Source organism: Corynebacterium sp. KPL2895, assembly GCF_040225815.1.
Taxonomy (GTDB): domain Bacteria; phylum Actinomycetota; class Actinomycetes; order Mycobacteriales; family Mycobacteriaceae; genus Corynebacterium; species Corynebacterium rhinophilum.
Genome location: NZ_JBEHFY010000009.1, coordinates 48,173 through 71,948, shown reverse-complemented (window position 1 = coordinate 71,948; position 23,776 = coordinate 48,173). Strand labels below are relative to the sequence as shown.

The 23,776-nt window shown below is 58.8% G+C and carries 18 protein-coding genes, 1 tRNA gene and 1 pseudogene; 6 read left to right on the top strand and 14 right to left on the bottom strand.

Going from position 1 to position 23,776, the window contains the following annotated elements; translation table 11 throughout:
• Window positions 1-132 precede the first annotated feature (132 nt).
• Window positions 133-579 (top strand): DUF2871 domain-containing protein, encoded by a 447-nt coding sequence (locus ABRP95_RS05645; protein ID WP_284770583.1) that lies wholly within the window; start codon window positions 133-135, stop codon window positions 577-579.
• Window positions 580-641: 62 nt separating this feature from the next.
• Window positions 642-1,586, top strand: a complete 945-nt coding sequence (locus tag ABRP95_RS05640; RefSeq protein WP_349839081.1) for an MFS transporter — start codon at window positions 642-644, stop codon at window positions 1,584-1,586.
• Here the strand turns inward: ABRP95_RS05640 and ABRP95_RS05635 are convergent.
• From ABRP95_RS05635 to ABRP95_RS05585, 11 genes and pseudogenes are all read right to left on the bottom strand, one after another.
• Complete coding sequence (locus ABRP95_RS05635) at window positions 1,567-3,339, bottom strand: ABC transporter ATP-binding protein (protein WP_284770585.1); 1,773 nt, start codon at window positions 3,337-3,339, stop codon at window positions 1,567-1,569. The two genes, ABRP95_RS05640 and ABRP95_RS05635, sit on opposite strands and share 20 nt — an antisense overlap.
• On the bottom strand, window positions 3,332-5,080 hold the full coding sequence (locus ABRP95_RS05630) for an ABC transporter ATP-binding protein (protein ID WP_284770586.1): 1,749 nt from the start codon (window positions 5,078-5,080) through the stop codon (window positions 3,332-3,334). The genes ABRP95_RS05635 and ABRP95_RS05630 overlap by 8 nt, the downstream gene beginning before the upstream one ends.
• Before the next feature lie 7 nt (window positions 5,081-5,087).
• Window positions 5,088-6,555: pseudogene (locus ABRP95_RS05625) on the bottom strand (ABC transporter ATP-binding protein).
• Entirely contained in the window at window positions 6,552-7,223 is a 672-nt protein-coding gene (locus ABRP95_RS05620) for an energy-coupling factor transporter transmembrane component T family protein (RefSeq protein WP_284770638.1), read from the bottom strand. Before ABRP95_RS05620 ends, ABRP95_RS05625 begins: the two are co-directional and overlap by 4 nt.
• A gap of 50 nt (window positions 7,224-7,273) precedes the next feature.
• Window positions 7,274-7,909 (bottom strand): MptD family putative ECF transporter S component, encoded by a 636-nt coding sequence (locus ABRP95_RS05615; protein WP_284785647.1) that lies wholly within the window; start codon window positions 7,907-7,909, stop codon window positions 7,274-7,276.
• A gap of 524 nt (window positions 7,910-8,433) precedes the next feature.
• Window positions 8,434-9,537 (bottom strand): hypothetical protein, encoded by a 1,104-nt coding sequence (locus tag ABRP95_RS05610; protein WP_284770590.1) that lies wholly within the window; start codon window positions 9,535-9,537, stop codon window positions 8,434-8,436.
• Window positions 9,538-9,846: 309 nt separating this feature from the next.
• Window positions 9,847-9,922 (bottom strand) — tRNA-Arg (locus ABRP95_RS05605).
• Between the two features lie 114 nt (window positions 9,923-10,036).
• Window positions 10,037-10,318, bottom strand: a complete 282-nt coding sequence (locus ABRP95_RS05600) for a glutaredoxin domain-containing protein (RefSeq protein ID WP_284770591.1) — start codon at window positions 10,316-10,318, stop codon at window positions 10,037-10,039.
• Complete coding sequence (locus ABRP95_RS05595) at window positions 10,318-10,848, bottom strand: dihydrofolate reductase (protein WP_284770592.1); 531 nt, start codon at window positions 10,846-10,848, stop codon at window positions 10,318-10,320. Before ABRP95_RS05595 ends, ABRP95_RS05600 begins: the two co-directional genes overlap by 1 nt.
• Window positions 10,848-11,675 (bottom strand): thymidylate synthase, encoded by an 828-nt coding sequence (locus ABRP95_RS05590; protein WP_284770593.1) that lies wholly within the window; start codon window positions 11,673-11,675, stop codon window positions 10,848-10,850. The genes ABRP95_RS05595 and ABRP95_RS05590 overlap by 1 nt, the downstream gene beginning before the upstream one ends.
• A 48-nt stretch (window positions 11,676-11,723) precedes the next feature.
• The gene (locus ABRP95_RS05585) at window positions 11,724-12,617 is read right to left on the bottom strand and encodes a Rossmann-fold NAD(P)-binding domain-containing protein (protein WP_349839080.1); all 894 of its coding nucleotides are present in this window, start codon (window positions 12,615-12,617) and stop codon (window positions 11,724-11,726) included.
• Between the two features lie 107 nt (window positions 12,618-12,724).
• Between ABRP95_RS05585 and ABRP95_RS05580 the strand changes: the two genes are divergently transcribed.
• The gene (locus tag ABRP95_RS05580) at window positions 12,725-13,393 is read left to right on the top strand and encodes a TetR/AcrR family transcriptional regulator (protein ID WP_349839079.1); all 669 of its coding nucleotides are present in this window, start codon (window positions 12,725-12,727) and stop codon (window positions 13,391-13,393) included.
• On the opposite strand, the gene ABRP95_RS05575 is transcribed toward ABRP95_RS05580, so the two are convergent.
• The gene (locus tag ABRP95_RS05575; protein ID WP_284770596.1) at window positions 13,390-14,148 is read right to left on the bottom strand and encodes a 3'(2'),5'-bisphosphate nucleotidase CysQ; all 759 of its coding nucleotides are present in this window, start codon (window positions 14,146-14,148) and stop codon (window positions 13,390-13,392) included. The two genes, ABRP95_RS05580 and ABRP95_RS05575, sit on opposite strands and share 4 nt — an antisense overlap.
• A 35-nt stretch (window positions 14,149-14,183) precedes the next feature.
• Between ABRP95_RS05575 and ABRP95_RS05570 the strand changes: the two genes are divergently transcribed.
• The 3 genes from ABRP95_RS05570 to ABRP95_RS05560 all read left to right on the top strand — a co-directional run bounded on the left by ABRP95_RS05570 (window position 14,184) and on the right by ABRP95_RS05560 (window position 20,441).
• Entirely contained in the window at window positions 14,184-19,103 is a 4,920-nt protein-coding gene (locus tag ABRP95_RS05570; protein WP_349839078.1) for an Lhr family ATP-dependent helicase, read from the top strand.
• A 70-nt stretch (window positions 19,104-19,173) separates the two neighbouring features.
• Window positions 19,174-19,980 (top strand): DNA-formamidopyrimidine glycosylase family protein, encoded by an 807-nt coding sequence (locus ABRP95_RS05565; protein WP_284770598.1) that lies wholly within the window; start codon window positions 19,174-19,176, stop codon window positions 19,978-19,980.
• Between the two features lie 35 nt (window positions 19,981-20,015).
• Window positions 20,016-20,441, top strand: coding sequence for a YccF domain-containing protein (locus tag ABRP95_RS05560; protein WP_284770599.1), 426 nt, complete (start codon window positions 20,016-20,018; stop codon window positions 20,439-20,441).
• A gap of 204 nt (window positions 20,442-20,645) precedes the next feature.
• On the opposite strand, the gene pgi is transcribed toward ABRP95_RS05560, so the two are convergent.
• Both pgi and ABRP95_RS05550 read right to left on the bottom strand, forming a co-directional pair.
• Window positions 20,646-22,283 carry a glucose-6-phosphate isomerase gene (gene pgi, locus ABRP95_RS05555; RefSeq protein ID WP_284770600.1) on the bottom strand — a complete coding sequence of 546 codons (1,638 nt, stop codon included), beginning with the start codon at window positions 22,281-22,283 and terminating at the stop codon, window positions 20,646-20,648.
• Between the two features lie 98 nt (window positions 22,284-22,381).
• Window positions 22,382-23,728 carry a Na+/H+ antiporter family protein gene (locus tag ABRP95_RS05550; protein WP_284770601.1) on the bottom strand — a complete coding sequence of 449 codons (1,347 nt, stop codon included), beginning with the start codon at window positions 23,726-23,728 and terminating at the stop codon, window positions 22,382-22,384.
• Between the last annotated feature and the right edge of the window lie 48 nt (window positions 23,729-23,776).

Below are 23,776 nucleotides of genomic sequence, written 5' to 3'. Positions count from 1 at the left end.
AACCTACTGGTTGATTGAAGGTTCAACCGCCTCTGCGATTCAAAGCCAGAGAAGTCGGGGCAAGATATGTATTTAGAGAACTTGATCCCCTCGGCTATCCAGTCATGGTGATGACTGGGAAGGAGTAATGACATGAAGGCTTTGTACAGGGCAGCGATTTTCTACCTCGTCTTGGGCTTGGTCGCCGGCTTGTTTTATCGGGAGTTTACGAAGCTACAAGATTTCCCGGAAGGCGAATATACGCAGCTAAGCGTGGCCCACACCCACTTGCTGGCATTGGGCTTCATGCTATTCCTCATCTTCTTGGCGCTGGAAAAGGTCTTCGCGCTGTCGCGGCACCGCCAGCTATTCAACTCATTTTTCTGGCTGTACAACGTGGGCGTTGTGCTCACCGTCGGCATGCAAATTTCGCACGGCATACTGACGGTGCTGGGCAAGGAATCCAATGAGATGATTTCGGGCATCGCTGGTCTGGGCCACATCTTCATCACTGTGGGGCTGACGGTCTTTCTCGTGAATTTGGGCCGGGCCATCAAGGAACCAGATGAGGGTAGCACCAAAGCTTCGGTGAACGCCTAACTATGAGCGAGCACAGCGCACAATAAAACGTCACGGCGCCTACTCGCCGCGATTGGATAAGCTTGGCGGTTCTTTCCGTCGGGTTGGGCATCATTGTTCTAGATGGCACTATCGTCGGCGTGGCATTGCCCTCGGTCATCACTGACCAGCAGCTTAACCCGACGCAGGCGCAGTGGGTCAACAGCCTCTATGCGGTGCTATTAGCTGCGCTGCTGCTGCGACGGGCAAGATTTGCGGGTACCTGGGGACGCAAGCGCGCCTTCCTCACCGGCCTGACAATATTTGTGGAAGGCAGCGTATTGGCGGGTTTTCTACCACCGCCGCCTTTGACCTCCGCGCGAGCCGTGCAAGCTATCGGCGCCGCAGCCTTTGGTGTGTGGGGCGCGGTGATTTCTGGGGCTGCAGCGCTCGGACTGCTCGCCGGTGGTGCACTGACGGAATGGGTGTCCTGGTATTCGCGATTATCGAGGCCCGACCTAGGCTGGTGGGAACCCCAATCCTCGTTCAGTTTCTTTGGCTGGACGTGGTCAGAAAACGCGCCCATCTCACCGGTGCCGGTGGCGCTCGCGGTTTCGGCCGTGGGCTTCGCGCTGTCAGCCATGGCAATCGGTGCATTCTCTCCGGTGCAGCAGCCCCCACGTCGCGGCGCGTTTCGGGGCACCCGGCACCGTGCTCATCGGGCTCGGCTTGGAAGCCGTCGGCGTCCTTATCCTCGTCCTGCTTATGGGGCCGGATACGAATGGTTGGATTATCGCCGCGCCGCTGACCCTGTATGGATTGGGCCTTGGGTTCGCCTCCGCAACGCAGAGCACCGTGCGTCTGGGGCAGTGGTGCAGGCCTTAAGCGAGGGCTTGACCATCGCCGCGCAGTGGTCGCTCGTAGCCGCTAACGCATTCCTCGCTCTGGGCTTTGTTGGTGCACTTCGGGTGCGCCGTGCTGCGGGGGAGAAGGGTGCCCCCGCAAGCAATGCCGATCTCGGTGCCCGCTTTAATCGCGTCCCGAACTGATTTTCCACCCGCGTGCTGCTTTGCGTTGCTGCCAGAAGTGACGGTAGATACCGGGGACATCGGAAAGCTCAGCGTGGGTACCAAGTTGGCTGACGTGCCCGTGTTCATCCAAGACTACGATTTGATCAGCAGATTTAATTGTATCCAGCTTATGGGCGATGACGATAAAAGTAGACTTCTCCCGTAGCTCGTCCATTGCGGCAAGGATATTTGCCTCATTTTCTGCATCGAGTGCGGAGGTAGCCTCATCAAAGAGGACAATCGGCGCTTGTTTGAGCAGCGCGCGAGCAACAGATACGCGCTGGCGCTCACCGCCGGACAGAAGCCGTCCTCCTTCACCAACCGGAGTGTGCCACCCTAGGCGGTTGGCAATAGACGTCACGCCTGAAAGATTAGCTGCGCGGAAGACTTCCTCATCGGAGGCATCGGGACGACCAACGCGGATATTAGCAATCAGCGAATCATCGAAGAGATAGACGTCCTGAAAGACCATGGATAGTCTGGACATTAGCTGTTCGGTTCCAAGCTCGCGGATATCTACGCCGTCAACCATCACCGTCCCGGAATCTACATCCCAGAATCGCGAAATAAGGCGCGCAATTGTGGTCTTTCCGGAGCCAGAAGGACCGACAATGGCGGTAACGGTGCCCGGTTGGGCGTGGAAGGCGACATCGACCAATACCGGCTTATCTCCGTACCCAAACGTGACATTGCGCAGCTCAACACTGCCCGAACCGTCTCCTGTACGCGGAGTAGTGGGTTCTGGCAGGGAAGGGGCATCGGTGATGAGCTCGGTTTCTGCGAGCGCGATACGGCCTGCGTCTAAACCGACGAAACAAGAGCCCAGCTGCTCAAGCGTGCGGGTAAACCTCAAGCTGATTCCGATGATCGCAATTGTTTCTAGTGGCGATAGGGCGCCTTCAACGGCAAGATCCGCGGAGACCATAATGAGAGCCACGATGAAGATCTGCACTACTATGCCGTTGAGTAGCAAAGCTAATGTGGATACCCATAGCTCGCGTATCCGTGCTTTATGATCGATTTCTAGTGCTTGCTCAAGCGGCGCAAACCCTTGTGATTTTCCCGCCGCGCGCAAGGCCGGCTGGCGGTTAGCAAATTCTACGATGCGCTGGGAGAGCTCTTTACTCGGCCCGAGTGCGCGGTTCGATGCTTTCTCACGAATCCATGCAGCCAACTGCATCACCACGAGCGCCAATGGTGCGATGATTAGAAAGACCAATCCCAACCGCGGATTCCAGAAACACGCTCCAACCAACAGGGTCATAAGTGCTGCACCATCGCGGTACACCATGCCTTGAGTATGTGCAAGAGTCTCGGCCGCCACCATAAAACGATCTGAGACGAGACGAGATAGCCCGCCGGTATTAGCCGGTATGAACCAGCCGAGCGGTAGCGTTGCCAATTTATCGCCCACAGTCGTGTGCGCGGTTCGGATGAAATCCAAGGCCGTGTGGTAAGAGGCCATGGTTGCGAAAAATCGTAGCGCAAAAGCTACGAGCGCAATTGCCAAAAGCGTCCACATCCATGGTGCGATCGTCGTATCCCCATCGAGTGCCTTTGTAAGTGGCACGAGCGTGAGAACGGCGAGGCCGTCAAGCACGCCAACGATAAGCGATAGACAAGCATGCCTTTTATTGAGCTTATGACCTACAGGACTTTGCAGCTTTTTGACACTGCGAGTAAGTAACGGATCACGAAGCCGCGAACTAGCAGGCGTGGTGGCATTAGACATGAGAATTATCCTTCACAGGCTTGAGGCGGATTATTTGGTCTGCGCCTTGGATTGACTCCGGTTTGTGGGCTATGACCAAGACGGTCTTGTCTCTTACGAGTGTGGCCAGAGCCGCTTGAATTTCTGCTTCGCAGTCAGGATCGGTTGCCGCAGTAGCTTCATCCAGGATCAAGATTGGGGCATTGGTAATAATTGCCCGGGCAATAGAAATGCGTTGCTGTTGTCCACCGGATAAAGAGATGTTCTCACCAACAACGGTGTCGAGCCCAGCTGGTAAAGCGCGAATATCAGCAGCTATGTGCGCGGCCTCTGCTGCTTGCCAGATCTCTTCATCGCGAGCTTCTGGGCGTGCAAGGCGAATGTTTTCCCGAATACTCATGCGCAGTAAGTGAGGATCTTGTAAGACAAAAGCCACAGTGCGGTACAAACTGTCGAAAGTGAGATCACGGATATCCACGTTGTTGATAGTGATTGTGCCCGAATCTGGATCCTGGAAACGCGCCAGCATCGTTGCTGCTGTGGATTTGCCAGACCCGGAGGGGCCAATCAATGCCGTGACAGTGCCTGCGTTTAATTGCGCAGAAAAGTCTTGGAGGACTGGTGTGTCTGGGGCGTAGCTAAAGCTGACCTTGTGGAATTCCACCTCCATGTCTTGACTACTGGCATCGAGGCTCTTTGAGCCTTCATTCACGTGGGAAATTGTCATGACTTCATCGAGGCGCAACGCCGCATTGCCAGCGAGCTGGTAAGACCACATCATGCGGCCGACGGTTTGAATCGTGCCTGGGATCACCAGTGCAATCAACGTTGTGGCGATGACTTCAGCAACCGTGACATAGTCCCCGGCTATTAGCAGAGAACCGACTCCTATATTGATAAGGATGAGCACGGGAACCGCCACCACGGATTCTGAAATTGCGCTAACACGAAGAAGCGGACGTACCCACTCGTAATAGAAGATAGCGAATTGTTTAGCAGCTTCGCGGTACCGAGCGTGGGCTTTGCCAACGGTGCCGAAAGCCTTGACGACGGAAATACCTTCGGAGAACTCCACTGCAGTGGCAGAAACCTCTCCAAGATAATCGTCCATTTCCGCAGTTTTTGTGCCCATATCTTTCATTGAATACGCCTGGATTGCTAGGAAAATGGGCACAGTGACAATAGAAAGTAGGCCAAGGCGCCAATCCAAGATAAAGGCATAAACTAGAAGCGCAAGAGGCGTGAAGATTGCGGCAACTTGCTCTACAGGAGCATGGGCTGTCAGGGTGTGCAGAGTTAGCGTATCGTCCTCGACTGCTTTGCGGACTTTGCCGGAATTAGTCTGGCTAAACCAAGACAGCGGTGCTTTCGCAATAGCGGTAATAATTCGGCGCCGGTTGATCCCCACCAGCTTTGCGTCAGCGAAGTGGGTGATCGTAAGGGCAAGGAAATAGAAGAATAGCTGGCCCAAAAATGCTGCAAGGAGCCATTTCACAATGGACGCGACGTCATCAGTATTGCCGTCGATTAGAGCATTTCCCAGTGCCACCAACGCGACGTAGGGTGCTACGGCGAGTACCGAGGATATAAGCGCGAGAAACTGTGCGAAGTAGATGGTTGTTTGCACTGGGGCCAGTAGCTTTTTTAGAGCGACCTGGCCGGCTTTTTGTTTTGCGCGAGCCTCTTCTTCCGGTGACGCACCGTGTGATTCTGGCGCGTGGGTTCCGCTTGATTCTGTGGAACTTTGTTTTACCTCAGACATTTCTTTCTCAATTCTTGTTGATGTCAGTCATATCGATGATTCTGGTGACTGATTCTTGGATGAATTCGTGGTCATGGGTGATAACGATGACCACTGCGCCGCTTGCTGCAAGAGAGCGAAGCAGCGCAGAGATGGATTGCAGTTGGCGCCAGCCCACCCCAGAGGTAGGTTCATCGAAGATGTAGACCTCTGCTTGCTCGGCTTGGGCTGAAGCTATGGCTAAGCGTTGCCGTTGCCCACCGGACAGAGACTGCGGATGCCGTTGGGCCATCTCTTCCAGATCGAGGCGATGGAGAATCTCGTTGACATCGATGTGGTCCCGCTTCTTCTTTGCCAGTCCGAGCGTGACCTCTTCTTCGGTGGTGGCAGCGAATAGCTGGCGGCCAACATCCTGCATCACCATGTACGCGCTGCGCCTCCGAGCTGCTGCTCCTACTCGTTTGCTGTTCAAACGGAGACTACCGCCGCGTTTGGGAGAAGCAAGACCACAAATGATCCTGGCGAGGGTGGTTTTGCCTACACCGTTGGGCCCGATTAAGGCGGTGACTTCGCCGCTGGGGAAAAATGCGTGGTCAATGTTTAGCACCTCATGCGTGCCATAAAAAACGGATATCGCTTAACTCGAGTCCGCTCCAGTGGGGATCGGCGTTTTCGGGCGTGAGTGGTCCCGGCACGCTCGCGGGCAGGGGAACGTGGTGCAGACTGCGCAACCCCAATTGTTTGCGTTTGGGTTCGTCTAAGGCATAAAACTCCTCAGCGTGGAAACTCCGCGCTATTTTTCCCTGAGTCAAGTAAATAACTTGGTCAGCGATATCTTTTAAGAAAAAGAGGCGGTGATCCGCGATAATGATCGTTGTACCTAATTCCTTCAAGCGGTGTAGCACGCGTGCAAGAATATCGATGCTTTCCATGGAGAGATTGGAAGTGGGTTCATCGAGAAGCACGAGACTGCCCGGGGAGACAAGCGCGCATGCGCATGCCACGGTTTGTAACTGTCCACCGGATAATTCTTTGAATCGCCGGCCCCGAAGATCGTTAATGCCTAGCAACTCGACCGCTGATTGAATCCTCGACTCAATTTCTGCGGGATCCATACCAAGGTTTTCTAGCCCGAAGGCTAATTCTGCATTGACACTTTCAGTGAAAAACTGCGTCCGTGGATTCTGGAATACTGAGGCGCTGAACTCGATGGCGCGGGACAGCGGTTCCTGCGCAGGGTTAAAAGCCTGGTCATCCTTTGTAATAGTGATGGTGCCTAGTAGCTCTCCTGGATTGAAATGGGGGATGAGTCCGTTGATCAACTTGAGTACCGTGGACTTTCCCGATCCGGAATCACCGGTAATCAGTAGGCACTGTCCTGGAGAGACAGAAAAAGACACATCAGATACACCTTGAATGCCTGGCCGAGCGCCCAATGGATATGTAAAAGAAACGTTATGGGCGTTTACACTGGTTGCGATACTGCGTTCGTTCATAAGTGGACCTCCGTGGGAAGCCAGACAGAGGCAACAACGAGGCCCAACCCAGCTATTGCAGTTGCATCGACAAGCTTGAAGGAAAGATCGGCGGTGGTGGTTGGACGTGTGGGTCCTCCCAATCCGCGGACAAGAGCAGAGGCAGCGAGCTCATCACCAGCGCGGACAACGGCGCCTAACAAGGGGATGATCAGCATCGCGGACGATTGTGTGGGCTGTGTGAACCAGCTTTTTACTCCGGGTTGGAGGCCACGAAGGACCATGGCATCGCGGATGGCTTTGGCTTCTGCCACGATGATCGGCAAAACGCGCAGGAATACCGCCGGTGGAATGGTGGCCCAGCCTGGTAAACGCAGGTCCCGCAGTGCTGAGGTCAACGTGGATGGTGTGAGAGTGAGCAAGCCGAATGCGCCGATGGACATGCTGATGACAAAACGGCTTAGCCACGAAAAAACTGCCGCCGAAAAAGCGAAAAATGTGGAGCCAGGAAGCTGTAAAAGGCCCCAATACCCTAGATAGGATAATGCAAAAGAGCACAGGCAAATAAGACCATAGTGTGGCTTTACTGTAGCTAGTGCGATGGAGCTGAAGGCGATAGAAATCAGCAGCGTCGGTAGGTGGCCGTGGCTGAGAGCTACCGCATTGATTACTAGAACAGAAAGCAGCACGGTCCGTGGATCGATCGAAGGTCGACGAAGCACGCCCTGTTTTCGCAGGCTCACAGGAGGCCAGCGCTTTCAAAGTGTTTGCGGCTGACGCGAACTCCGACCTTTCCTCCGATAAAGCCGACGATGAGCGCACAAATGGCCAGTACTCCAATGGTCCATGGCTGGAAGATATCCGACATAGCATCGGCGTATTCTTGGCCCATTTGGTCTGCGATATCGACGTAGTATGAGTCCGTATCCAGGATTAGCGGGATAAAAGGCAAAGAAACCCAGGCACAGAAGACGCCATAGGCAATAGGGAAGGACTTGGCAATCCCGAGGTGGCTTTTTGTGATAATCAAATCCGCGATAAACCCAAGAATTATGCTTCCCAGCAAGGTCCAGAAGTAGTGCCCGGTGAGCATGAATGCTAATCCGTTAATACCGCCGACAAGGGTGAAAGCGCCCATTTTGGGCGTGCGGGCGGCATAAAGCGCTAGCACGATTCCATTTGCGATTGCCGCGATGAACCAGCCAATGAACATGAATTGTGGTCCTGCGAATCCGACCATCCCGGTTACAAAGGTGATTACAAAGTAAAGTGCAGCAAAGATACCAGCGTTGATGAGATCTCTGGTGTTTAAACGTGCCGTCGACCCACTGGATGAGCTTGTATTCCGTGCGGGCGTAGAGGACTGTTGGGTCATGGTAAACCTCGATTCATGAACAGTAGGGAAAGTAAGGCTTACCTAAAACGTATAATACTGTTTATAAGGTATTTCTAGCTTGATCTGAAGATTTACCCTTAATGGGGGCGAATGCAGATAAGCGGTTTTTAGGGATCATAAAATAACTATTTATTGATATGAGGGAACTAAGGTGTACCGCCTCTGCATGGGGTTGCCCGCAAATCGTGGACACGTAGTAGAGCTACCTAGTGGTTAGGCAGCGATTTTCTCTTCGTTTCTGGTTTGGGTGATGTGATTTTCGAAATCGACAGGGCTTACCATCCCGAGGGCTTCAGTGCCGGCGCCGACAGTTGTAGACCACTTCAATCCAGTAAGCCACAGCCTGACGCGCAGTATCGTGGGTTGGCCAGCGCTTCCGAGAGTGTCAGGAAGTTTATCTGTGAAACTCCTTCTAGATTAGAGCTTCACGCACAAACTTCCTGACACTCTCGCCGCAGGTGTTCCCTAACTTTGGTGGGCGGGTACTCGGCTACTAATGGCAACTACGCAGCAGGCGAATCCTTGCCATTGCCTAACGCTCCATCTGCGAGCATCGCTGCACCATACACGGGGATGAAATAGATAATTGCAACCGTGAAGAAACGCGCGGCGGTGACATCTTCTTCAAGCAATGTCCCCAGAACTTGATGCATATAAGCGATAACTGATCCGCCGAAAGTGACCAGACTGCCGGATTGAGTAAGGGTAAGTTCATTGAGATTGAAACCGAACAGGACTTGTGAAATCGACGGCTTAAGAGTCCCGTTTTCAGTGATTTGATTCTCAACGAATTCAACGGCCTGTGCGTCCTCAACCAAGTCATCAATATCATCAGCGGTTTCCACTGGGATATCGAGGTTGAGTTCTTTTTCGAGCCGTTCAAAGCGGCGTAGAACGCTGTCAATGTTCGGCGGACGGTAGTGTTCACCAACAATCGTTGATGCTGCGGAGCACTTCTCAAAATCAGGGAAAGCTGCCGGATAGCCTTTCAGAGCAACCTGCGCGCCTGGCGAGAATCCCAGTCCCTGCATCTGTTTCAACAACTGTTCAGGGGCAGTCAGGTTCTTGGTCGCTTGATTGATAGCCTCGGTGAGTCCTCGTGGAACGATTGCTTGTACATTTAATGCCTGTGCAGCACTGACGGCTTGGGTCAAGGCTGAGAAGTTAAGCCCTGCGGGCATGCTCTTTGGTGGGATAACTTGACCAATTCCACCGAGAGTAGAAATGTCTGGTAGGGGATTGCCGAGTTTCGCTAAGGCGGCCATTGATGTTTGCACCCCAGTCATCTGTTCCAATGCTGAAGAGCCGATTCCAATATCCATACCGCTTCGTATTGCTTCGACAGCTTTGAAAGTTTGGTCATCGTACATTTTCAGAAAAGCGGATGCAGCGTTTGTGGTTGTTTGCGCTTGGCTGAGGGCTTGCATTACTCCGCTGTTTTTGAAGTCAATGTAGGGGCTCGTTCCCAGTTTCATGGATGTGTTCAGGTTTGCTACTTGTTGCGCGAGGGCTTTGGAGCCTGCAGCACTGTTTGCGATGTCACTTTGTATTTTCCCGAACCAATCCAGATTGCGATTCTGCTTCGGGTTGCTGCCATCGTGGGGCATCGTGTCACCTTTCTGAGGTGGAGTGGGCCGTATTGGGTTGATTGTCTCACATGGGTGTCATTTCCCAATTCGCATTGTCAAACACGTGCTCTATGGCCGCTGGCTTGTGGGGGTCGGGTAGTTGTACTGGTCTGTGAAACGACCTAGCATTGATTGTGTCTTGTGTCGTGGGTTTGGGAGTGTGGGCCTGACCCCGGAAACAGCTCCGGCACAACAAAAACGCCTCTCCTATTTGCACAGGTAGAGGCGTTTTGCCGTTTTGAGGAGATTGTTCGAACAATCAAATCTAATTGTTCGAACAATCTCCAATGGTGCCCCAGAGAAGATTCGAACTTCCGACACCGGCTTTAGGAGAGCCGTGCTCTATCCCCTGAGCTACTGGGGCGGGGATGTTGCTCATGCAACTCGGATCATCATAGCAGTGGGGCGCGAGTGCGCCCCAAAAGGCTGCGTGCGCGGCCGTTTGTGTGGGTCGGCCCAGCAGCCTTAGCTATGAGGTTTAGGCGCCTGCCAGCTCCTCCTGCTTATTGCGCACGGAGGATGCGGGCGGGTTGGTCTCGTGAGTGCCGTCGGAGTACAAGACGGTGGGGATGATGCGGTTGCCGTCGTTGACGGACTTGATCCACTCGTTGATGTCGTCGGCGTTCTCGCCTTCTACGTCCACGAGCTCGTATGGGGTTTCGGTGCGGTCCAAGTTCTTGATGAGCTTGGCGCAAAATGGGCACCAGTCGGCGTAGAAGATGGTGACATCGGCGTTGGTTTCGGGTGCTTGTACAGTCATTAGGCTGCGTCCTTTCTGTCGTAAGTTAAAAAGCGGTACTTCATGGGGAGCTCGCTGGCCGGTTGCTCGGGAAGCTCTAGATGCCCTTTGTCTGAGGTGAGCCAGTCCGTGCTGTAGGCCAAGCCGAACGTATCGGGGATATCCGGGGCAAAGACGGCGTCTTCGCCATAGATATCGCCGATGTTTACGCCCATGAGAGTGACCTCGATGCGGTCCACCTGGTCCAAGGCGGCGGTGTAGATTTGGCCGCCGCCGATGACCCAGGCATCGGCAAGCGCGGGCATCGTTCTGCCCACCGTAGCACCAGTTGACCACGTGCCGGGCGCGCGCGAGGAGAGCACGTAATTGTTCCGGCCGGGCAGGGGACGGAACTTGGGGTTGAGGGACTCCCAGGTCTTGCGGCCCATGATGACCGGCGCGCCCATGGTGACGTCCTTGAAGTGCTTGAGATCCTCCGGCACGTGCCAGGGCATCTGTGCACCATCGCCGATGATGCCGTCCAGGGACTGCGCCCAGATCGCGCCGAGCATTAGACCGACACCTGCGCCTTGATGGCCGGGTGCGGGTCGTAGCCCTGCACCGCAAAATCGGCGAAGTCATAGGAGAAGAGGTCCTTCGCCTTGTTGAGTTTCAGCTGCGGGTACTCTCGCGGCTCGCGGGAAAGTTGCTGCTGTACCTGCTCCACGTGGTTGTTGTAGATATGGCAATCGCCGCCGGTCCAGATGAGATCGCCCACCTTGAGACCAGCCTGCTGGGCAAACATGTGGGTCAGCGCCGCATAAGAGGCGATATTGAAGGGCACGCCCAGGAACATATCCGCCGAACGTTGGTAGACCTGCAGCGACAGCGTGTCATTGGCCACGTAGAGCTGGAAGAGCAGGTGGCAAGGCATAAGCGCCATCTGGTTGAGCTCAGATACATTCCACGCGGAGACCAGGTTGCGGCGCGAGTCTGGGTTGTTCTTCAAGGTGTCGAGTGCCTGCTGGATTTGGTCGATGTGGCTCCCATCCGGGGTGGGCCAGGAGCGCCACTGCACGCCGTAGACCGGGCCCAAATCGCCATTCTCATCGGCCCACTCGTTCCAAATGCGCACGTTATTATCCTGCAGGAATTTCACATTGGAATCGCCGCGCAGGAACCACAGCAGCTCGCCGATGATTCCGCGAAAGTAGACCTTCTTCGTGGTCAGCAGAGGGAAGGATTCCGCCAGGTTATAGCGCAGCTGTGCGCCGAAAATGGAGCGCGTGCCGGTGCCGGTGCGATCGCCTTTGGCCGTGCCTTCTTCGAGGACGCGGCGGAGGAGATCCTCATACGGGGTTTTGATAGTGGCACTAGAGGCGGTGGACGTATCACTCATGGTGCCCCAGTGTAGAACGTTAGAAAGCCATGGGGATAGTCAGAATTTTTATTTCCTGTCGGCGCTGGTAGAGGGACTGCTTGCGCGAAGTGTTTCTCGCAGGGCCTGCTCGATCGGGGTGGCTTCCCACTGGGCGGTGGCACCGCTCAAAATGGAGGGGTGTTCCCACAGGTAGCTCATCTCCAACAGTCCATGAAGATCGGAGTTAAAGAGCCCGCCAAGCTTGAGCATCCACGGACGCAGCGTTATGGGCGAGTGCCGGCAGCCAGCGAGATGCGCGAACTCCGCCTGGGTAATTGCAGGGGCGCAGGGTACGGAAATGATAGGTGGGCTGGTGGGGTCAAGGAGGGCATCGGCAAGCGCGCGGCCAAAGTCCGGAAGGTAAGTAACCGAATGCTTGGTATGCGCGTTGAAGAGTGTGAGGGGAACGCGCTTGCCGATGATCAGTTGGTGATACACGCACCCCGGGCCAGAATCCGGGCCAAATAGATCTGCGGCCACCACCGATACGGCGCGGGCAGGTGAAGCGAGGCGGGTATTGATGAGCGCAGCGCGCACACCGGGTTTTCCTTGTCTGGATGTGGTTAAAGGGGTACCGGGTGAAAACGTTTCGTAGCTCGGATCGAATCCGTAGATGGATTCTGGAAAGACGATGGGGATGGCGCGTTCGGCGGCGATGCGGAGGGCTGTGTCCTCAGCGGGGATGAGGAGCGTGCGCCATGCCTCGGCGTTATAAGCGGCGTGGATGCAGTGGACAATGCCGTCGACGTCTGCGGGGTAGAACTCTTTTTGGGTGGCATCGCCGGTGATGTGCTGTACGTATGGGCCTAGGTCGAGCACTGAGCCATGGCGGCTCATGATGATGCATTCATGGCCTCGGGCGGTGAGTTCGCGGGCAACCGCCCGGCCAACGGGTCCGGCGCCAGTGATGAGAAATTTCATTATGCGGAGTCCTATTCATATTAGTGACTGGTGCTCTCTAAAAATATAGGGCGGGGCCACCGAAAGCAAGAGCAGTGCTCTCTTTTGTGAGTTGCTATAGTTTGCTCATGGCACAAACCCCACGCGAGCGCGCCCGAGAACAGACGATGACCCGCATCATCGAGCTGGGGCGGCAGCAACTAGCTAGTGGTGGTGTAGAGGCGCTGAACCTACGGGCCATAGCCCGTGAGCTAGGAATCGTTCCTTCTGGTATTTACCGCTACGTACCGGATAGGGCAAGCCTCATAACCCTCCTCATCGTTGATGCTTTTGACTCCCTAGATGGGGCTGTGGCGCGCCACGATGATCTGAGTGTGCAACCGCGTGAGCGATTCATTGGCCTCGTAGGTGCGATGAGGCAGTGGGCCCTTGAATTTCCGCAACGGTGGGGCCTGATTTATGGCACTCCGATTGTGGGCTATCAAGCGCCAACCACAGAGACGATAGCAGCGGGCACCAAAGTGAGCCGCCGCCTCGCCTCCTTGCTTGAGCAGTCCACGGTAGTGCCGCTGAGGCAGCGCTCGCCCCACCTGGATGCCGATATGGAGGCAGCCGCGAAAGATATGGGCTCCGATCTCAGCGCGGACGCCATGGAAATGGCGCTGGAGGCCTGGGTGAGGATCATCGGGCTGATTAACGCCGAGGTTTTCGGCTACCTAGGGCGCGATACGCTGAGCGAGTTCGCCGGGTTCCATGCCCGATCGGTGGCGCGGCTCGCCGATGGGTTGGGGCTCTAAAAGCCGCCATTCTCCTCGGCAAAGGCCGCGGCGTGCTCCAGAATCTCGTCTTTCAGCTCGGGGCGGCAGATGAGCAGATCGGGGATGAAGGTGTCCTCGTTATTGAAGGTGATGGGGCTGCCATCGAGACGGGAGCAGTGCAGGCCGGCTGCCAGGGCAACGCCTACTGGGGCGGCCTGATCCCATTCGTATTGGCCGCCGGCGTGAATATAACCGTCATAATCGCCCAGCAGCACGTGCATGGCCTTAGCACCGGCGGAGCCGACGCCCTCGGTTTCATAGCCCATCTTTTCCGCGATGTAGCCGGCCACCGTGGGCGGGCGGTTGCGGGAGATGACGAACTTCTTGGATAGCGGGCCGGCGACGGCGCGCACATCGGAGGACTTGAAGGTCACGCCGTAATCCGGCAGGCCCACCGCGGCGTGGACCGGGGTGCCGTCCTCAACGAGGGCGATGTGTACCGCCCAGTCCTGGCGGCCGGTGGCAAATTCCTTGGTGCCGTCAAGCGGGTCCACGATCCAGACGCGCTTCTTTTTTAGCCGGGCAAGGTCATCGGAGGCCTCTTCAGAAAGCACGCCATCGCCGGGCCGGTGCTGTTCTAATACGCGGGCGATCCATTCTTGGGCGGCGTCATCGCCGGCATCGCCAAGCGAAAGGCCCCGCAGCAGGCCACCATTGCGCACGCCCTTTAAAATCTCGCCGCAGCCTTGGGCGAGCGAATTGGTCAGGCGGGAATCAGAAATCTCGACGGTCATGGTGCCCACATTACAACGGGGACTAGAGTGTGGTCATGCCAGAAAACATCCTCGAGCGTTTTCGCCCCCAAGTGGCGCAGTGGTTCCAGGACGTTTTTGCCGCTCCCACCGCGGTACAAGCCCAGGCCTGGGACAAGATTTCCCGTGGGGATCACGCCCTGATGGTTGCCCCCACCGGTTCTGGTAAGACGCTCGCGGCGTTTTTATGGGCGCTAAATAACCTGGTAGAACGCGAAGGCCAATTGGCCCTGCCGGTAGGAAACGCCGCAGGCTCCGCTACGGGCGTGCGGGTGTTGTATATCTCGCCGCTCAAAGCGCTGGGCGTGGATGTGGAAAATAACCTGCGGGCGCCGCTAACCGGCATTGCGCGAACCGCGGAAAAGCTGGGACTGGCGGTGCCGAATATTTCCGTGGGCGTGCGCTCGGGCGATACGCCCTCGGCAGAGCGCTCCCGGCAGGTGCGCAAGCCGCCGGATATCCTCATTACCACCCCGGAATCGGCGTATTTGATGCTGACCTCGAAGGCGGCGGGGATCTTGAAAACCGTCGATACCGTCATCATCGATGAAATCCACGCGCTGGCCGGCACCAAGCGCGGTGCCCACCTCGCCCTGACGCTGGAGCGCCTGCAAGAGATTGCGGGCGATGTTCAGCGCATTGGGCTTTCCGCCACGGTGCGCCCGCTTTCGGCCGTCTCGGATTTCTTAGGTGGCAATCGCCCGGTGGAAATCGTGGCGCCTGAAGCCCACAAGAAGTGGGACCTGGACGTGCGCGTGCCGGTAGAGGATATGTCGGATCTTCCCACGCCGGAGGCGGGCTCGACCATTGGGGAGCTCACCGTTGATGATGCCATTGGCATTACCGGCGGGCCGGAAGGCAGCGGCGACGGCATGGAGGAATTCGGTGGGGAAGAAGACACCGCGTTGCCCACCGCGAACTCCATTTGGCCGTTTATTACCCAGGACCTCTATGCGGACATCATGGCGCATCGCTCCACGCTAGTCTTTGTGAACTCGCGGCGCAGCGCCGAGCGCCTGACCAGCCGGCTCAACGAGCTTTACGCGCAGGAATATGACCCGGATTCGCTCTCGCCGGAAACCCGGCGCGATCCCGCCCAGTTGATGGCGCACTCGCACGTTGCGGGCAAGGCGCCGGCGGTCATCGCGCGGGCGCACCACGGCTCGGTGTCCAAGGACGAGCGCGCCATGACGGAAACGATGCTGAAGGAAGGCACGCTTAAGGCCGTGGTGGCCACGAGCTCGCTGGAGTTGGGCATCGATATGGGCGCGGTGGATTTGGTGGTGCAGGTGGAATCGCCGCCCTCGGTGGCCTCAGGCCTGCAGCGCGTGGGCCGCGCCGGGCACCATGTGGGCGCGGTCTCGCACGGCGCGTTTTATCCCAAGCACCGCGCGGACCTGGTGCAATCCACGCTGACGGTTGCGCGCATGCGCGGCGGGATGATCGAGAAGATGCACACCCCGCGCAACCCGCTGGATGTGCTCGCGCAGCAGACCGTGGCGGCGGTGGCCGCAGCGGGCGAGGAAGGCTTAAGCGCGGATGACTGGTATGACATCGTCAAGCGCAGCCATCCCTACCGCGAGCTGGCCCGCGAGGTCTATGATTCCGTGATCGACCTGGTCAGCGGCGTGTACCCATCCACGGATTTTGCGGAGCTAAAACCCTGCGTGGTGTATGACCGCGTATCCGGCGTGATGACCCCGCGCCCAGGGGCGCAGCGCGTGGCCGTGACCAGCGGCGGCACCATCCCGGATAGGGGAATGTTTGGCGTGTTCCTCTATAGCGGTGGGGAGTCCGGGAAGGCCCCGCGCCGGGTGGGCGAGCTTGATGAGGAGATGGTCTACGAATCTCGCGTGGGCGATGTCTTTACCTTGGGCGCGACCAGCTGGCGCATCGAGGAGATCACCCGCGATCAGGTCCTAGTCACGCCCGCGCCGGGGCATACGGGCCGCCTGCCGTTTTGGAATGGCGATGGCGCCGGGCGCCCCTATGAGCTCGGCCAAGCTTTAGGCGAGTACCGCCGCGAGGTGAATACGGACCCGAGCATTATCGCGGATGCTGATGAGAATGCCCGCAGCAATATCTTGTCCTACCTGCGCGAACAGCAGGAGGCCACCGGCATTATTCCGGATGAAAAGACGCTCGTGCTCGAGCGCTTCAAGGATGAGTTGGGGGACTGGCGCGTGGTACTGCACACCCCCTTTGGCCGGCCGGTTAACTCCGCCTGGGCCTTGGCGGTAGGCGCGCGGGTGGGGGAGCGCACCGGCATGGACCCGCAGGCGGTGGCCGGCGATGATGGCATCGTGCTGCGCCTGCCAGAGGGCGAGGCCGATCCCGATGGCACGATTTTTGCCTTCGACGCCGACGATATTGCCGATGTCGTGGCCGAGCAGGTGGGCAATTCCGCGCTTTTTGCCTCCCGCTTCCGCGAGTGCGCGGCCCGCGCGCTGCTTTTGCCCCGGCGCAATCCCGGCAAGCGCGCTCCGCTGTGGCAGCAGCGCCAGCGCGCCGAGCAGCTTTTGGATGTTGCCCGCAAGTACCCGTCCTTTCCCATCATTTTGGAAACGGTGCGCGAGTGCGTGCAGGATGTCTATGATGTCCCGGCGCTGCAGGAGGTCATGCGCGATTTGGGGCACCGACGCGTGCGCATCGCGGAGGTCACCACGGATCAACCATCGCCCTTTGCCTCGTCGCTGCTCTTTAATTACACCGGCGCCTTCATGTACGAGGGCGATTCCCCGCTGGCGGAAAAGCGGGCGGCGGCACTCGCACTTGACCCGGCGCTTTTGGCCAAGCTGCTCGGCACGGTGGAGCTGCGCGAGCTCTTGGATCCCGCGATCATCGATGAGGTCCATGCCCAGCTGCAGCGCACCGCACCCTCGCGCCGGGCGCGCACCACCGAAGAGGTCGCGGATCTACTCCGCGTGCTTGGCCCCATCCCGGTCGAGGAGTTGGGCGAGCATACGGATGTTCCCTTAGCCGCCCTGGATAGCCTGGGCACGCGGATTATGCGGGTTCGCATCGGCGGGCGCGAGCACCTTGCCCAGTCCCAGGATGCGGCGCTGCTTCGCGATGCCCTCGGTGTTCCCATCCCTCCCGGCATCCCCGCCCAGGTCGCCACGCTTGCCGATGCCCTCCCACAGCTCATCAGCCGCTGGGCGCGCACCCGCGGCCCGTTCGTGCTCGCGGACTTAACCGCTGCCTTCGGAATTTCCGTCTCCGCTGCACACACCACCCTGACAGGCCTGGATTCGATCGTGGAGGGCCATTACCGGCAGGGAATAGAGGAGCAGGAGTACTGCGCCGCCGAGGTGCTAAAGACCATTCGCTCGCGCTCGCTTGCTGCCGCGCGCGCGGATACCGAGCCGGTCTCCGGTGCCGCCTTCGCCCGCTTTCTTCCGGAATGGCACGGCATCGCGCCTGCCGGGAAGCAGCCGGCACTCCGCGGCGCCGATGGCGTATTTTCAGCTATCGAGCAGCTCGCCGGGGTGCGCCTGCCGGCTTCTGCCTGGGAATCCATCATTTTGCCCGCCCGCGTGGGGGATTATTCGCCCCGCATGCTAGATGAGCTAACCGCCAATGGCGAGGTGATGATCGTCGGCGCCGGAAAGGCCGGGGCAGCCGACCCGTGGGTGATGCTGCTGCCTACCGATTACGCCGCCCAGCTCGCCCCCGAAACCGATCCGGAGGGCGTAAGCATGCTGCAGCGCGCCATTTTAGGCGTGCTCGAGCGCGGCGGCGGCTTCCTCTTTTCCGATATCGCCACCGAGGTCCCCGGTACCGCCGAGGAGACTCGTGAGGCCCTCTGGGGGCTGGTGGAAATGGGCCTGGCCAGCCCGGATTCCTTCGCACCCATCCGCACGCGCTTATCGGCAGGCGGGCGAGGGGCCTCCCGCGCCGGCCGCGGTTCTACCGCCCACCGCTCCAAGCGGCGCCCCACGCGCTCGCGGCTGCGCATGGGTCGCACCTCGTTTGCCCAGACCCAAAATGCCAACGGAAGCGCTGGCCAGACCCCACCCGATATGTTCGGCCGCTGGTCGCTGGCGGTGCCCGCCGCCCAAGATGCCACCTCGCGGTCCGTGGCGCACGGCGAGGCCTGGCTGGATCGCTACGGCGTGGTCACCCGCGGCTCCGTGGTGGCCGAGGACGTCCTCGGCGGCTTCGCGCTGGCCTATAAGGTCCTGTCCGGCTTCGAGGAATCCGGCAAGGCCATGCGCGGCTATGTCATCGAAGATCTCGGCGCGGCGCAATTTTCCACCCCGGCCATTATCGATCGCCTCCGCGGCCTGGCGGATTCCCCCGACGTCACCGGCTGGCCGTCCGGCACCACCGATCCAGAGACTTTCGTGCTCGCCGCCGTGGACCCCGCCAACCCCTACGGCGCGGCGTTGCCTTGGCCGCAGCGCGATGGAGCCGATGGCAAGGCTACCGGCGGGCCGGCCCGCTCCGCCGGGGCACTGGTCGTGTTGTGTGATGGCCTCCCCATTGCCCACCTCACCCGCGGCGGAAAGACCTTGACCACGTTCATCGACGCCCTTCCCGACGGGATAGAGACCACCGACGTCTACGCCCGCCTCCTATCCGCGCTCACAGAACTCATCGCCGCCGGGCACATGTCGCCGCTGGTGATCGAGAAGTGCAATGGCAACCCCATCCATCACACCCCGGCGGCTAGCATCCTGCGCTCGCTGGGGGCCGGAATCACGCCGAAGGGCGTGCGCATTGCCGGGCAGGCTGCGCCGCCGCGCGTTCCGCGCCGCGGGGCGCGGGACGGCTCACCGGACGACTCGCGGGGTGGACCGCGCGATGGCTCGAGCGGTGGCCTGCGCGGTGGCAGGCGCGCCTCCGAGGCCATCGAGGAGCTAAGCTTCGACGATCCACCTCCGCCGCCTCGCAATTCTGGTGGCTTCCGCCCGCGCGGCGGATACCGTCGCTAGCGCCACCTGCCTGCAGGTGTATTTTGGTGGGGCCACAGTGTCTGAGGCCCACGGAAGGAGGCCAGCCCCCATGCCCGAAGGCGATTCCGTCCTACAACTTTCGCGCCGGCTGCAGTTTATGGCCGGGCGCGAGGTCACCGGCTGTTCCGTGCGCGTACCGCAGCACGCCACCGTTAACCTCACCGGCACCATCTGTGAGCGCGTGTGGCCGTATGGCAAACACCTCTTCATGCAATTCGACCAGACCATCGTGCACACCCACCTAAAGATGGAGGGCGCCTGGGCCATCCACTACGCTGGCGACCGCTGGCGCAAGCCCGGACATAGCGCGCGCATCGTACTGCAACTGGCCCATTCACCGCGCGATATTGAACTCGTAGGCCACTGGTTGGGCTTTGTCGATATCTTCGACGCGGATCAATACTTTAGCCGCATCGCGCACCTTGGCCCGGATATCTTGGACCCCGACTGGGACCGCGAGGAGGCGGTGCGCCGTCTGCGCGCGCGACCCGAGCGCAGCATCGGCACGGCGTTATTGGACCAGAAGGTCGTGGCAGGCATTGGTAATGAATACCGCGCCGAAATCTGCTTCCTCGCCGGCGTTCACCCGGCCGCCCCGGTGGCAGAAGTGGATGTGGAACAGGTATTGGACATCGGCAAGCGCATCATGTGGGCCAACCGGAACTCGCCCATCCGCGTGACCACCGGCGTGCGCCGGGCCGGGGAGACCACCTATGTCTTTGGGCGCAACCGCAAGCGTTGTCGGCGCTGCGGCACCATCATCCAGAAGGATTCCCTGGGCGGCGTTGACCGCGGTGGGGACGAGGGTGAATTAGAGCGCATCATCTGGTTCTGCCCGCACTGCCAGCCGCTCTAAGGTTCCTTTACGCTTTTCGCGCTAAGCTGGCGGGCATGCGATCACTACTAAATCTTGTATTTAATATCATCTGGTTACTCTCCGGCGGCATCGTTCTTGCGCTGGGTTACTTCCTCTTCGGCATCATCGCCTGCATCTTCATCGTGACGATTCCGGCGGGCGTGGCCTCGTTCCGCATGGGTCAGTTCGCCCTGTGGCCGTTCGGCCGCTCCGTGGTTGAGCCCCGCAAGGGCACCGGCGGAATGTCTTCCATCTCCAATGTCATCTGGTTCGTCATCGCTGGTCTGTGGCTATCCATCGGCCACGTCGTGACCGCCGTCATCCAGGCGATTACCATCATCGGTATCCCCGTTGCCTGGGCCAACCTCAAGATGATTCCAGTGACCTGCTTCCCCTTCGGCCGCAAGGTTGTTAGCTCGAAGAACATCCCGGCCGGCTGGCAGCCCATGGTGAAGCTGTAAATTCACCTCGCCTGAAAGCGCCCGGCCCGAAGCGAAATGTTGCTTCGCGGCTGGGCGCTTTAGTGATCTGTGGTGCTTAGGCACGAAAATGTCCACAACAACCGCGTTTGTCTGAATTTGAGGGCAGATTTTTCAAGAACGCGGTTGTTTTGGACACTTTTACGTGCCCGGGGCGCCTGGGCACGGGCACGGCGCGGGCCGGAACTAACGGTTGGCGCGGTACCAGCCGATGAGCTTATCGGTGGACTGGTCGCCGGAATCTACCTCTTGGCTGCCGGAGACGGCAGGGGCCAGGTCATTGGCCTGCTGCTTGCCCAGCTCCACGCCCCATTGGTCGAAGGAGTTGATATCCCAGATGATGCCCTGGGTAAAGACGATGTGCTCGTAGAGCGCAATGAGCGCGCCCAGGGTGGAGGGGGTAAGCTCCTCGGCCATAATCGTGGTGGTGGGCCGGTTGCCCGGCATCACCTTGTGCGGTACGAGGTCTTCGTCAACTCCCTCGGCGGCGATTTCTTCAGCCGTCTTGCCAAAGGCCAGCACCTTGGTTTGGGCGAAGAAATTGCCCATGAGCAAGTCATGCATCGAGCCGGTGCCGTCCGCGGTGGGGAAATCCTCCTTGGGGCGGGCAAAGCCGATGAAGTCCGCCGGGATGAGGCGGGTGCCCTGGTGCATGAGTTGGTAAAAGGCGTGCTGGCCGTTGGTACCCGGCTCGCCCCAGTAAATTTCGCCGGTGTTTCCAGTGGTGACCGCGGTGCCATCGCGGCGCACGGACTTGCCGTTAGATTCCATGGTCAGCTGTTGCAGGTAGGCCGGGAAGCGGCCGAGGTCCTGCGCGTACGGCAGGACGGCGTGGGTTTGGGCGCCAAAGAAATTGGTGTACCAGATGCCCAGCAGGCCCATAAGAACGGGCACATTGCGCTCTAGCGGGGTGGTGCGGAAGTGCTCATCCATGGCGTGGAAACCTTCCAACAAGCGCATGAAGTCCATCGGGCCAATGGTGCACATCAAGGACAGGCCGATGGCGGAATCGAGGGAGTAGCGACCGCCCACCCAATCCCAGAACGGGAACATGTTGTCCGTATCGATGCCGAATTTCTCCACCTGCTCCGCATTGGTGGATACGGCCACGAAGTGCTTGGCTACGGCGGATTCATCGCCATCGAATTGATCGATGAGCCAGCGGCGGGCCGCGTGCGCATTAGTCAGGGTTTCTTGCGTAGTAAAGGACTTGGAGGAAACGATAAAGAGGGTGGAGCCGGCATCGAGCCCGTCCAAGGTGGCGGCCATATTGGCAGGGTCCACGTTGGAGACGAACTCCGCGGAAATGCCGGCCACCTCATAGGAGCGCAGGGCTTCTGCGGCCATGGCCGGGCCGAGGTCAGAACCGCCGATGCCGATATTGACCACCTTTTTGATGGTGTGGCCGGTATGCCCCAACCAAGATCCGGAGCGCAGGGCGGTGGCGAAATCACGCATGCGTCCTAGGACTTCGTGGACATCAGCGGCGACATCTTGGCCATCGACGTGCAAGTCATCTTCTACCGGCAGGCGCAGGGCGGTGTGCAGCACGGCGCGATCCTCGGTGTTATTGAGATGCTCGCCTGCAAACATGGCATCGCGGCGGCCTTCCACATCGGCGGCGCGGGCTACCTCGACTAGGTGCTGGAGGATCTCTTCATCGATGAGGTTTTTGGATAGATCCACGTGCAGGCCGGCGGCGTCGAAGGTGTAGTTCTCGGCGCGGTTCGCGTCTGTGGCGAAGAGATCGCGCAGGCGCATGTCCTGCTTTTCTTCATATACCTTGACCAGGTCTTTCCACTGGGGCGATGCGGTGATATCCATGGCAATTGGCCTTTCTGGCGACGAGCGCATTGGCAATGTGTACCCCTCCCACCGTAGTCGAGAATGAGTGCCAACGGCACCGTGAGAAGTGTGGCGTTTTAGAGGATGAGGGCGCCCGCCCAGCCGGCGATGAGAAGTGGGATATTGAAGTGGATAAAGGTGGGGATGACGGAGTCACGGATGTGATCGTGTTGGCCATCGGCGCCGAGGCCGGCGGTGGGGCCGAGGGTGGAATCGGAGGCGGGGGAGCCGGCATCGCCAAGCGCACCTGCAGTACCGATGAGCGCTACCGTGGCCGCGGGGCTAAAGCCGAGCGAGGCACACAGGGGAACGTAGATAACGGAGATGATGGGCAAGGTGGAAAAGGACGAGCCAATGCCCATGGTGACCACCAGGCCGACTAAAAGCATGGCGCCTGCGGAGAGAAACTTATTGGTGCCAAAGAGGTTGGCGGTGGCATCGACAAGCGGGCCGACTTCCTCCGTCGCCGTCATGACAGAGGCAAAGCCCTGCGCGGTGATCATGATAAAGCCGATAAGCGCCATCATTTTCATGCCGTTGGTAAAAACGTCATCGGCGTGCTTCCAATCCACCGCGCCGGAAATGAGCAAGATACCCAGGCCGGTCAGGGCGCCGACGAGCAGGCCATCGGATTCGAAATCGAGCGTCTGCATGATGATTTGGACGGCGAAGGTGGCAATAATCGCCAGGATGGAGACCCAGATTTTATACGTCGAGGGTGTTTCCTGGTGCTCTTCGGCGGCAATAGGCCGGTCCTCGTACTCGCGCGGGGCGCGGTAGCTGATAAAGATGGCGATGAGCAGGCCGGTGAGCATGCCCAGGGCGGGAATGGCCATGACCTGCATAATATTGATATCGGAGGTATCCAGGCCAGCCTCTTCGATATTGAAGAGCAGGATATCGTTTAAATAGATGGACCCGAAGCCCACCGGAATGAACATGTAGGTGGTGATAAGGCCGAAGGTCAGGCACGTGGTGATAAGGCGTCGATCCAGCTTGAGCTTATTAATCACCGCCAATAGCGGTGGGACGAGCAGCGGGATGAAGGCAATGTGAACGGGGATGAGGTTCTGGCTCATCACGGCCATGGCGATAAGGCCAATAACGAGCATCCACTTGGTGGTGGCCGCGGCCTTGGGATCTAATTCGCCGGTGCCGCCGAGCTTGGCGATGAGAAAATTGGCCAGGATCTGCGGCAGCCCGGCGGAGGCAACACCCATCGCGAAGGCGCCCAAGAGGGCATAGCTTAAGGCAATCTTGGCGCCGCCGCCGAGCCCGTCCTGGAAGGCGAGCATGGTGGCATCCAGGCCCATGCCGGATATTAGGCCGCCGACGATCGCGCCGATGAAAAGCGCCACCACCACGTGCACGCGCAAGAGGGCGAGCGCGAGCATGACGATGACGGCGATGAGTACTGCGTTCATGCCCCGAAAGCGTACTGCATAGTATGGGCTAGCCCGTAATTAATCCGA